The sequence below is a fragment of the Chelativorans xinjiangensis genome, from assembly GCF_009812055.1.
GTDB lineage: Bacteria > Pseudomonadota > Alphaproteobacteria > Rhizobiales > Rhizobiaceae > Chelativorans > Chelativorans xinjiangense.
In genome coordinates this window covers 18,360-29,409 of sequence record NZ_WQNH01000049.1, presented here as the reverse complement: position 1 = coordinate 29,409, position 11,050 = coordinate 18,360, and the positions used below count along the sequence as shown (strand labels likewise).

General features: G+C 64.3%; 13 protein-coding genes. 8 read left to right on the top strand and 5 right to left on the bottom strand.

All coding sequences use genetic code 11. The features are described 5' to 3' along the window. Positions 1 to 384 precede the first annotated feature (384 nt). The 6 genes from GM910_RS22705 (at position 385) to aat (ending at position 5,644) form a co-directional block, all read left to right on the top strand. Positions 385 to 1,770, top strand: coding sequence for a M48 family metalloprotease (locus tag GM910_RS22705; protein WP_159591875.1), 1,386 nt, complete (start codon positions 385 to 387; stop codon positions 1,768 to 1,770). A 57-nt stretch (positions 1,771 to 1,827) separates the two neighbouring features. Further along, positions 1,828 to 2,580: a DsbA family protein gene (locus tag GM910_RS22700; RefSeq protein WP_159591872.1), complete on the top strand. Its 753-nt coding sequence runs from the start codon at positions 1,828 to 1,830 to the stop codon at positions 2,578 to 2,580. A gap of 119 nt (positions 2,581 to 2,699) precedes the next feature. Continuing rightward, entirely contained in the window at positions 2,700 to 3,140 is a 441-nt protein-coding gene (gene aroQ / locus GM910_RS22695) for a type II 3-dehydroquinate dehydratase (protein WP_159591869.1), read from the top strand. Positions 3,141 to 3,177: 37 nt separating this feature from the next. After that, positions 3,178 to 3,636 (top strand): acetyl-CoA carboxylase biotin carboxyl carrier protein, encoded by a 459-nt coding sequence (gene accB / locus GM910_RS22690; protein WP_159591866.1) that lies wholly within the window; start codon positions 3,178 to 3,180, stop codon positions 3,634 to 3,636. Positions 3,637 to 3,658: 22 nt separating this feature from the next. After that, positions 3,659 to 5,014, top strand: coding sequence for an acetyl-CoA carboxylase biotin carboxylase subunit (accC, locus tag GM910_RS22685; RefSeq protein WP_159591863.1), 1,356 nt, complete (start codon positions 3,659 to 3,661; stop codon positions 5,012 to 5,014). Positions 5,015 to 5,032: 18 nt separating this feature from the next. Beyond that, entirely contained in the window at positions 5,033 to 5,644 is a 612-nt protein-coding gene (gene aat, locus GM910_RS22680) for a leucyl/phenylalanyl-tRNA--protein transferase (protein WP_159591860.1), read from the top strand. 66 nt (positions 5,645 to 5,710) lie between these two features. Here aat and GM910_RS22675 read toward each other — a convergent pair whose 3' ends face one another. From GM910_RS22675 to gatB, 3 genes are all read right to left on the bottom strand, one after another. After that, the gene (locus tag GM910_RS22675) at positions 5,711 to 6,112 is read right to left on the bottom strand and encodes a DUF2155 domain-containing protein (protein WP_425482717.1); all 402 of its coding nucleotides are present in this window, start codon (positions 6,110 to 6,112) and stop codon (positions 5,711 to 5,713) included. Between the two features lie 107 nt (positions 6,113 to 6,219). Further along, positions 6,220 to 6,618 carry an NADH:ubiquinone oxidoreductase subunit NDUFA12 gene (locus tag GM910_RS22670; RefSeq protein ID WP_159591857.1) on the bottom strand — a complete coding sequence of 133 codons (399 nt, stop codon included), beginning with the start codon at positions 6,616 to 6,618 and terminating at the stop codon, positions 6,220 to 6,222. A gap of 93 nt (positions 6,619 to 6,711) precedes the next feature. Further along, complete coding sequence (gatB, locus tag GM910_RS22665) at positions 6,712 to 8,214, bottom strand: Asp-tRNA(Asn)/Glu-tRNA(Gln) amidotransferase subunit GatB (RefSeq protein WP_159591854.1); 1,503 nt, start codon at positions 8,212 to 8,214, stop codon at positions 6,712 to 6,714. A gap of 284 nt (positions 8,215 to 8,498) precedes the next feature. On the opposite strand from gatB, the gene GM910_RS22660 reads away from it, so the two are divergent. Continuing rightward, positions 8,499 to 8,756 carry a YjhX family toxin gene (locus GM910_RS22660; protein ID WP_159591851.1) on the top strand — a complete coding sequence of 86 codons (258 nt, stop codon included), beginning with the start codon at positions 8,499 to 8,501 and terminating at the stop codon, positions 8,754 to 8,756. Positions 8,757 to 8,792: 36 nt separating this feature from the next. Here the strand turns inward: GM910_RS22660 and GM910_RS22655 are convergent, their stop codons facing one another. Then, positions 8,793 to 9,224 (bottom strand): CBS domain-containing protein, encoded by a 432-nt coding sequence (locus tag GM910_RS22655; protein WP_159591848.1) that lies wholly within the window; start codon positions 9,222 to 9,224, stop codon positions 8,793 to 8,795. A gap of 94 nt (positions 9,225 to 9,318) precedes the next feature. Continuing rightward, entirely contained in the window at positions 9,319 to 10,041 is a 723-nt protein-coding gene (locus tag GM910_RS22650) for a rhomboid family intramembrane serine protease (RefSeq protein WP_159591845.1), read from the bottom strand. 335 nt (positions 10,042 to 10,376) lie between these two features. Here GM910_RS22650 and GM910_RS22645 point away from each other — a divergent pair, with 335 nt between their 5' ends. Continuing rightward, the gene (locus GM910_RS22645; protein WP_159591842.1) at positions 10,377 to 11,012 is read left to right on the top strand and encodes a PAS domain-containing protein; all 636 of its coding nucleotides are present in this window, start codon (positions 10,377 to 10,379) and stop codon (positions 11,010 to 11,012) included. Positions 11,013 to 11,050 lie beyond the last annotated feature (38 nt).

Here is an 11,050-nt window from a genome sequence, read left to right as displayed (position 1 = left end):
CCGACCCTCGCCGCTGAGGGAGGGCGGCTACCCTCTCCCAGCGGTCCCTTATTCGCCCGTTCGGCGGAAAAAGTCATAAGACAAGCATTTTGCAGTCAGGTGGAATCACCTGACGTCCGCACAAATGCGGCGAAACAAACAGATAGAGCGCCTTGCATGAACATAAGTGAATGCACGGCGCTCTAGGCGTATGAAGACAGGCAGCCAGGGATAAAACCCTGGCTGTTTTGTTTCCGCCGATCGCGTATGATGTCTTCCGGTGACGGTTCGCCTCATCGGCCGCCGGTTGGATGAGGGGATACCGTCACATCACGGAATCACAAGCGCTTGATCGCGCTTTTTGCGCCTTCTCCTTGCCACGAAGCTCGATTACCAGTCCCCGCCATGTCGACCACGTCCAGCCTCGTTCGTTTCTTCCGGGTCGTTACCGTCTCGCTTGCCATTGCCGGCTTCCTGGCGGCAACGTCGGCAGCCTATGCGCAGCGCAATGTGCCTGTGGTGCGCGACGCGGAGATCGAGGCGCTGGTGGCCGAATATGCCGCGCCGATCCTTCAGGCGGCGGGGCTCAGTGGTTCGGGCATCGAGATCGTCCTGGTCAACGACCACAACTTCAATGCCTTCGTCGCTGGGCGGCGCATCTTCATCCATACGGGTGCGCTGCTGGCGGCCGAGACGCCCAACGAGATCATCGGCGTGATCGCCCACGAGGCCGGCCACATCGCCGGCGGCCACCAGCACCGGCTACGCGAGCAGATCGCCCGTGCCCAGACGATGGCCGTGGTCGCCGCTCTCCTGGGTGTCGGCGCCGGGGTGGCCGGCGCGGCGAGCGACGCAGGCGGCCTGGCGCAGGCCGGTACCGGGCTTGCACTCGGCGGTGCGGAAGCGGCCCGCCGCAGCCTCATGGGCTACCAGCGCACCGAGGAGGCCACCGCCGACCGCTCCGCCCTCGACTATCTGGAGGCAACCGGGCAGTCGGGCCGCGGCATGCTGAAGACCTTCGAACGGATGGCCGGTAACCTGGCGCTTTCGGGCGTCAACGTTGACCCCTACCAGGTCAGCCACCCAATGCCGCGCGACCGCATCGCGAACCTGCAGACGCTGGTCGAGCAAAGCCGTTACCGGGACCGTGCGGATTCCCCTGCCCTCACCCTGCGCCACAACCTGATGCGGGCGAAGATCGCCGCCTACACAGCTGGCCCCAATGCGGCGCCGCGGCTTTTCCGCAACGACCCGCGCGGCCTGCCGATGCTTTATGCGGAGGCCACATCGAGCTTCCTGAATGGCAACCCGCGCGATGCCCTTGCCAAGGTCGACCGCCTGGTCGCCGCCCAGCCCGGCAATCCCTATTTCCATGAGCTGCGCGGCGAAATCCTCATCAAGGCGAACCAGCCGCGCGAGGCGGCCAACGCGTATGCCAGGGCCCTCAACCTGTCGTCCTCGCCGTCCGGCCTCCTGCAGGTGGGCTACGGCCAGGCGCTGTTGGCGACGGGCGAGCCCGACCTGGTGCGCCAGGCCGCCACCCAGCTCAAGGCCGGGCTGTCGCGCGAACCCGAATACGTCAACGGCTACCGCTTCCTCGCCCAGGCCTACGGCCAGACGGGCGATATCGGCGCGGCGGAGCTTGCCTCGGCCGAAGGAAGCTTCCATGCCGGCAATTACCGTGAGGCCAAGATTTTTGCCGCGCGCGCGCAGATGAAACTGCAACGCGGCTCGCCGGACTGGCTGCGTGCCCAGGATATCATCGATTACCGTGCAATGGGCGAAAGGTGAGCGTTTGACCTTCTCCACCCACACCGCCCCGTCGAACAGCCCGCGAAGGAACGTTCCATGAGAAAGACTGTTTTCGCCGCCGCAATGTCGGCCCTTGCGGCTTCCGGGTTGGTGCTGGATGCGGCGCGGGCAGAGGAGCATCCCGAGGCCGGTTTCACCCGGTCCGAGATCGAGGGCATCGTGCGCGAATACCTGCTCTCCAACCCGGAGATCATGTACGAGGTACAGGCGGCGCTGAAGGAAAAGCAGCGCCGGGAGCAGGAGGCGAACAGCCAGAAGGTACTCGCCGAAGCCTCGGACCAGATCCTCAACAGCCCCCATGACGGCGTTGTCGGCAACCCCGAGGGGGATGTCACGGTCGTCGAATTCTTCGATTATAATTGCGGCTTCTGCAAGCGGGCGCTGAGCGACATGGAGAGGCTTGTGGAGAACGACGAAAACCTGCGCTTCGTGCTCAAGGAATTCCCCATTCTGGGGCCGGACTCGCAAAAGGCGCACGTGGTCTCCATGGCCTTCCGGGCGCTGATGCCGGAGAAATACGGCGAGTTCCACACCCGGTTGCTGGGCAGCAGTGGCCGCGCGACGGAAGAAAGCGCGATTAAGGTCGCGCTCGAACTGGGTGCGGACGAGGCGGCGCTGCGCGAGGAGATGAAAAATCCCGGGATCGTCGAGGCCTTCAACACCACCTACGAGCTCGCCAACAAGCTTCAGATCACCGGCACGCCTTCCTATGTCGTCGGCCAGGAGGTCGTCTTCGGCGCGCTTGGCGGGGACGTGCTGAGCGAGAAGATCGAAAACGCACGGCAATAATCCCGGTACCGCAAGCGACCGCCCCTTTGTGGACAGCCGCAGAAGCGGCTTGCGGTCTTTCCGGCGTGGCTTAAGCCGACTATAGAGGGCGGCGGCATACACATGCCGGGGGAAACGTGATGGCAAAGACGATCTATATTCTCAACGGGCCGAACCTGAACATGCTCGGCAAACGGGAGCCGGGCATTTATGGCGGCAAGACGCTGCCCGATATCGAGGCCGATTGCCGAAAGCGGGCCGCTGTGTTGGAGCTTGCGATCGAGTTCCGCCAGTCGAACCACGAGGGCGTCCTCGTCGACTGGATTCAGGAGGCAGGTGAGAAGAATGCCGACGGCATCGTCATCAATCCGGGCGCCTATGGCCACACCTCCATTGCCCTTCACGACGCGATCCGCGCCGTCGATCCCCTTCCCGTTATCGAGGTTCACCTGTCGAACATTCACGCTCGTGAACCCTTTCGACACCAATCAATGATAGCGCCGGTAGCAGTCGGCATGATATGCGGCCTCGGCCCCATGGGCTACACGCTGGCGCTTGAGGCGCTGGCGGCGCGCTTATAGGTCTTTGAAGGTGCGGCAAGGCAGGACGAAAAGAGATATGTCAATGAAGAAACCCGGAGTCGACCAGCAGCTTATCCGCGACCTGGCGAGCATCCTTGACGAGACCCGTCTGACCGAGATCGAGGTGGAGGAAGGCGATCTGCGCATCCGCGTGTCACGCCAATCCCCCGCGGCACAGGCCACCGTGGCCCTTCCGCCCTCCCCCGCCGCACAGGCACCCGCCGCCAAGGAGGAGGCGCCCTCTCAGGCTCCCGACATCTCCAAGAATGCCGTCCCCTCGCCCATGGTCGGCACGGCCTACCGCTCCTCGGCTCCCGGCGCCAATCCCTTCGTCGAGGTTGGCCAGCAGGTCGAGAAGGGCCAGACGCTGCTCATCATCGAGGCCATGAAGACGATGAACCAGATCCCCTCGCCCCGCGCCGGCACGGTGACGGCGATCCTTTTCGAGGACGCCCAGCCGGTGGAATACGGGGAGCCTCTGGTTGTCGTCGAATAATCGTTCAGGGGCGCCCCGCGCAATGTTCCAGAAGATACTCATCGCCAACCGCGGCGAAATCGCGCTTCGGGTCCTGCGGGCAGCCAAGGAACTCGGCATCCAGACGGTCGCCGTCCATTCCACCGCGGACGCCGAGGCCATGCATGTGCGGCTGGCCGACGAAAGCGTGTGCATCGGCCCGCCCGCTTCACGCGACAGCTATCTGAACATCCATCAGATCGTGGCGGCCTGTGAGGTCACGGGCGCCGACGCTATTCATCCCGGCTACGGCTTCCTTTCGGAAAACGCCAAGTTCGCCGAGATCCTGGCCGCCCACAACATCACTTTCATCGGCCCGTCGGCCGAGCACATCCGCCTGATGGGCGACAAGATCGAGGCCAAGCGGACAGCCAAGCGGCTGGGGATTCCCGTTGTTCCGGGCTCGGAGGGTGCGGTGCGCGAGGACCGTGCGGCCAAGAAGATCGCCGCCGAGATCGGCTATCCCGTCCTCATCAAGGCGTCGGCCGGCGGCGGCGGGCGCGGCATGAAGGTCGCCCGCTCGGAAGCGGACCTTTCCGAGGCCCTGTCGACGGCGCGCTCGGAGGCGGGTGCCGCCTTCGGCGACGACGCGGTCTACATCGAAAAATATCTGCAGAAGCCGCGCCATATCGAGGTGCAGGTGATGGGCGACGGCGCCGGCAAGGCCATTCATCTGGGCGAGCGCGACTGCTCGCTGCAGCGCCGCCACCAGAAGGTGTGGGAGGAAGCGCACTCGCCGGCGCTCAATGCCGAAGAGCGCACGCGCATCGGCACTATCGTGTCGAACGCGATCGCCGATCTCGGTTATTCGGGCGCCGGGACGGTGGAGTTTCTCTACGAAAACGGCGAATTCTATTTCATCGAGATGAACACCCGCCTGCAGGTGGAGCATCCCGTGACGGAAGCCATCACCGGCATCGATCTGGTGCACGAGCAGATCCGCGTCGCGTCCGGTGGCGGCCTTTCGGCCACCCAGGACGACGTACGCTTCTTCGGCCACGCGATCGAATGCCGCATCAACGCCGAGGACCCGAGGACCTTCGTCCCCTCGCCCGGCACCATCACCCATTTTCACACGCCCGGCGGGCTCGGCGTGCGCGTCGATTCGGGCGTTTATACCGGCTACCGCATCCCGCCTTACTACGACAGCCTCATCGGCAAGCTGATCGTGCACGGACGCAATCGCGTCGAATGCATGATGCGGCTGCGCCGCGCGCTTGACGAATTCGTCGTTGACGGCATCAAATCCACGCTGCCCTTGTTCCAGGAACTGGTTGGCAATGTCGATGTGGCGAATGGCGACTATGATATTCACTGGCTGGAGAACTACCTGGCCGACCACGCGGCCGACCACAAGTAGCGAACGGGTGGTGGCGCGATGACGCGCCCCTTCGCGCCCGGCTACCGTATCCCGCCGGACCTGCTCCTGCGCGCCTACGCGACGGGCGTCTTCCCCATGGCCGAGCATGCCGACGATCCGGAGGTCTTCTGGGTGCGGCCGGAAACGCGCGGTGTGATCCCGCTCGGCAAGTTCCATGTGCCGCGCAGCCTGAAAAAGTTCATGCGCCAGGAGCCTTATGAAATCCTATACGATTCCGACTTTTCGGGCGTCATCGCGGCTTGCGCGGAGCCTAGCACGGGCCGGCAGGATACCTGGATCAACGCACCTATCCGCGAGGCTTATACGGCGCTCTTTGAGCGCGGGCACTGCCACACGGTCGAGGCCTGGCGCGAGGGGCGGCTTGCCGGCGGTCTCTACGGCGTGACCCTGGGCCGCGCCTTCTTCGGCGAGAGCATGTTCTCGCGGGAGGCCAACGCCTCCAAGGTCTGCCTCGTGCACCTCGTGGACCGGCTGAACGCGCGCGGCTTCGTGCTCCTCGACACCCAGTTCACCACGCCGCACCTGAAACGCTTCGGCGCCGTCGACCTACCCCGCCGACGCTACGAACGCCTCCTGGCGGAAGCGCTGGAGGGTGATGCGGCGTTTTGATACGGGATAGGTTGGCTGGCGGAAGGCACAGTGATCGGCCGCCTCGCCATCGAGCCTCGACAGGCCTCAATTCGTCTCCGGCGGCGGCACGTCTGATTCCCGCTTGCAGGCCTTCAGCCACACGTCGTAGACGGCATGTTCCACCGCGTTCAACCCCGGGCTCTCGGCAAACATCCAGCCGCTGAAGATGCGCTGGATTTGGCGGTCGAGGGTGATCTCGTCCACCTCGACGAAGGCATCCGTCTTCGGCTCCTCCGTCTCCGGCGAACTGTAGCAGACGCGCGGCGTGACCTGCAGGGCGCCGAACTGCACCGTTTCGTCCATATAGACGTCGAAGCTGATGATGCGGCCGGTGATCTTGTCGATGCCGGAGAACTCGGCGACGGGATTCTTGATCCGCTCCGCTTGCGCCTGTCCGGCAAGCCCGGCAAGGGTGCAGACGGCAACCGCAAGTCCAGTAGGCGACAACCAACGCGCTCGCATCATTCTTCTCGACCCCACCCTCAAGCGGTTCTGCTTCGGCTTTCGTAAAATCGCCATTGGGCCTATTGCGCAAATGTGGCGAGAAAACAGGTTCAGCCGCCGGGCGTCCAGGCGTCGTAGTCGCCGGTGACGCGCGGCCGCTCCTCCTTGGTCAGCACCGAGCCGCGCGGCCGGTAGGCGGCCGGCGTGCCGGTCAGGTTCGGCAGATGCGGCTTCTGCCATTCGCGCGGGGCGTAGTTCTCGGCCGCCGGCGCCGTGTCCACCTTGTGGTGCAGCCAGCCGTGCCAGCCGGGCGGCACTATGGAGGCTTCCGAATAGCCGTTGTAGATTACCCACCGGCGGGTGCGGCCTTCCGAATCGGTGCCGCCCTCGTAGTAGACGTTTCCGAACTCGTCCTCGCCCACGCGGCTGCCCTTGCGCCAGGTATGGAAGCGCGTGTTGAGCGTCGCACCGTTCCACCAGGTGAAGAACTGAAGCAGAAATTTTTTCATCGCTCTCCTCGTGGGCAGCACGGGTGATGGCCGGATGTCCGCCTTATGGCGGCGAAGCTGGACGAAGGCAAGGCCCCCGCGCGGTTTCGCCGCCTACTCTTCGATGCCCAGCTTCTGCTTCACCAGCGCATTCACAGCCTGCGGGTTGGCCTTGCCGCCGGTGGCCTTCATCACCTGGCCGACGAACCAGCCGGCCAGCGACGGCTTGGCCTTGGCCTGCTCCACCTTATCGGGGTTGGCGGCGATCACCTCGTCGACGGCCTTTTCGATGGCGCCGGTGTCGGTGACCTGTTTCATGCCACGCTCTTCGACGATGGCGTTCGGGTCGCCGCCCTCGTTCCAGACGATCTCGAACAGATCCTTGGCGATCTTGCCGGAGATGGTGCCGTCCTTGATCAAGTCGATCACGGCGCCGAGCTGATCCGGCGAAACCGGTGTCTCTTCAATGCCTTTTCCGGCCTTGTTCAAGGCGCCCAAAAGGTCGTTGATAACCCAGTTCGCCGCCGCCTTGCCGTCGCGCCTTGCAGCCACCTTCTCGAAATAGTCGGCGACGGCCTTTTCCGAGACGAGGACGGATGCATCGTATTCGGACAGGCCGAAGCTTTCGATGAAGCGCGCCTTCTTCTCGTCCGGCAGCTCCGGCAGCCCGGCGGCGAGTGTGTCCACATAGGCCTGGTCGAACTCCAGCGGCACGAGGTCCGGATCGGGGAAATAGCGGTAGTCGTGCGCCTCTTCCTTGGAGCGCATGGAGCGGGTCTCGCCCTTTCCGGGATCGAAGAGCCGGGTCTCCTGGTCGATGCTGCCGCCGTCCTCGAGTATGGCGATCTGGCGCCGGGCTTCCGATTCGATGGCCTGGCCGACGAAGCGGATGGAGTTGACGTTCTTGATCTCGCAGCGCGTGCCGAAGGGCTCGCCCGGGCGGCGCACGGAGACGTTGACGTCGGCGCGCATGGAGCCCTCGTCCATGTTGCCGTCGCAGGTGCCGAGGTAGCGCAGGATGGTTCTGAGCTTGGTGAGGAAGGCCTTGGCCTCGTCGGCGGAGCGGATGTCCGGTTTCGAGACGATCTCCATCAACGCCACGCCGGAGCGGTTCAAATCGACATACGACATGGTCGGGTGCTGGTCGTGCAGCGATTTGCCCGCATCCTGCTCCAGGTGCAGCCGCTCGATGCCGACCTCGATCTCCTCGAAGCTGCCGTCCTTTGCCGGCCCGACGGAGACGATGACGATCCCCTCGCCGACGATGGGCTGCTTGTACTGGGAGATCTGGTAGCCCTGCGGCAGGTCCGGATAAAAGTAGTTCTTGCGGTCGAAGACCGAGCGGTGGTTGATCTGCGCCTTCAAGCCCAGGCCGGTGCGGATCGCCTGCTTTACGCACTCCTCGTTGATAACGGGCAGCATGCCGGGCATGGCCGCATCGACGAGGCTGACGTTGGAATTGGGCTCCGCGCCGAAGGCCGTCGATGCGCCGGAGAAGAGCTTGGCGCGCGAGGTCACCTGGGCGTGGATCTCCATGCCGACGATGATTTCCCAATCGCCGGTGGCTCCTGGAATGAAGCGCTTGGGGTCGGGTGTGCGCGTGTCGATGATGGTCATGGGCCGTGCAGTCGGGTTCTTAGAAGGGATACGTCTATCCGAAACGGATATAGCGGCCTTCGCTAGACCAAACCCGGAAGCCTGGCAAGCCGGGCCTTTATCCCAGCCTCTTCTTGCGGTATTCAAGCTCCCCGCAGACGGAGTTTTTATGTCCACCATCCTGGAGACCTGCTGACGCCCTGCGCCTCATGGGCCAGGGCGAGAAACCGAAACCCCGCGCCGCAATCGGCGCGGCGATTGGTGTTGGCGCCATGCGCGCCGCAGGTTTTCCAGGATCTCGAGAAATGGACATTTCCCGCGCCGAACAGCGCATCCTTCACATATTGGCGCAGGGCGGCCGCATCGCCGTCGAAAAGGACGAGAAGGGCCGCATTGTCGAACTCGACTGCATCACCCGCGACGGGTGGTATTTCCCCGGCCTCGATCTCATGCTTTTCCGCAAGATCAAGCGCAAGCGCGCCATCGCCTCCGCGAATGGCGGCCCCTACCGCATCACGCGGCGCGGGCTGGAGCTCGTGCGTGCCGAGTTGAGCAATCGTTGAGCGCAGGGAGACCGCCGCAATGGCGGTCTCCAACCTTCAGGCGGTGGCGATGTAGGTGCGGATCTCCTCCGCCTCGCGCTCGACCTCCTGGATGCGGCGCTTCACCACGTCGCCGATGGAGACAATGCCGGCGAGCCGGCCGTCCTTTTCCACCGGCAGATGGCGGAAGCGGCCCTCGGTCATGATCTGCATCACCTCGTTGACCGTGTGGTCCTCGCGGCAGACCTTGACGCGCGCCGTCATCACCGCCGAGACGGGCTTTTCCAGCGCGCCCGGCCCCTCGCCGGCGATAACGCGCACGATGTCTCGTTCGGAAAGAATGCCGCTGATGCGGTCGTCACCGGACTTGACCACGATCGCGCCGATGCCGCGATCGGCAAGCAAGGCGGCCGCCTCGCCCAGCGTCTTATCGGCGGCGATGGTCACAACATCGCGGCCCTTACTGTCCAAAATGGCTTTCACCGTCATGGGCATCCTCCTCTTGCAGCAGCAGCCCACGCCCCAAAAGGCTCCTGCGGGAAAGGATGTTGCGACGACCTGACGCAGTTTGCAAGAGCCAGGATCACCCCACCGCACGACGGTCGAAAAGGCCGATGGCGAAGAATCCGACAAGAAAGCCGCCGATATGCGCCTCCCAGGCGATTCGCGGCGCGCCGCCGGTGCCCGAGCCGAGGCCGACGATCAGGTTGACCGCGAACCAAACCGCCAGGAAGACCACCGTCATGCGCGAGCGCAACACCAGCGAGAGCGGCAGGACCGGGCCGGAGAAGCCCGGCTTTCCGGCACTGCGGTCGATGCGAAAGGCGAATCGCGCCGCTGCCCCCATCATGCCCGACACCGCCCCCGATGCGCCGACCAGAGGGGCCGCGTCGTAAGGGTGGAGGAGGAAATGCAGGAAGACGGCGGCAAGCGCCGTCGCACCCCATAAGAGCAGGAAGCGCACCGTGCCGACCCGGTTGGCCAGCGGTGAGCCGAAGGCGGCGAGCCAGATCATGTTGACCGCCAGATGCGCTACGCCGCCATGCAGGAAGGCGTAGGTGAACGGGCTGACGAGCGCATAGACATCAAGCGGATAGCCGCCCGTGTAGCGCAGCGGCAGGAAGGCGAAACGCACGACTACGAGCAGGTCCTCCTGCTGGGTAAGCATGAAGGCGCGAACGAGATGGATGGCGATGCAGATACCGATGAGCGCAGTTACGACTCCGGCCAGATTGAAGATCGGCTCGCGGCGCTGCTCTTGCCGGTCCTCCGTTTCGGCGTCGGTGGGCTTGGTGCCGTCGTCCATGCGTCCCGCTTCGGTGAAAGGGTTTGAATGTGCGGTAACAGAGATGAGCGGAAAACAGAAGCCGCCCAGCGTTTCCGCTGGACGGCTCCCGGCCGAGTCCCCGCCCGCGATATGCGTTGCAAGCGGTGTGCCACTTATTCCTCTTTCGGCTTTCCCGGCGTCTTTCCGTTCGGTTCCTGCGGCGTCAACTATTTGTTAACCCTAATAAATCCTTCCCGTGCACAACCCGTCTCAAGGCTGGCACGGCACCTGCATCTTGCGCCATGTAGGGGATCGGAGCGCTGCTCCTGTCCTCCTCTGGGACAGGAACGAAACTTCAAGATGGACCGGTAGGCATGAACCAGGACGGATCGATGGCGCTGTTCCAATATTGGAACAGGCTGCGCGGCAACCGCCCCGCCCCACGGCGCAGCGAAATAGAGCCGGCCGACATCAAGGCGCTTCTGCCCGATACATTCATTCTGGAACACGACGCGCGCGCCGTACCGGTCTTCCGCCTCGCCGGCACGCGGCTGTGCGCGACCTACGGCAAGGAGCTCAAGGGATATTCCTTCGTCTCGCTATGGAGCGAAAGGGACCAGCCGGCGGTCGGCCGCCTCGTGCGCCATGCGCTGGATGAAAAGGCGGTGGCCATGATCGCCTTCGAGGGCTTGAGCCGTGAAGGCCGCATCAACAATTTCGAGCTCATCGTCCTGCCGCTCGAGGGCGGCCGCCAGAGCGTGCGCGCGCTGGGCGCGGTGCAGCCGCTGATGAACCCGTTCTGGCTGGGCGCCGACCCGATCATCGAAAACCGCGTCGAAAGCTTTCGCCTGACCGACCCCGATCACGAGCCGCTGCTGCTGAAGAACAGGCCCTCCATGCCAGTGCCCCCGCTATCGCCCGAAGGCGATGCGCTGGCATCACGGTTGGACGAGGGTGGGCGGCGCATCCGCCACCTCGTGGTTTTTCAGGGTGGGAAGCACGGTGCGTAGACTTAAAACCCACGGCGTCCTTCGTGCGTCCTGAAGGA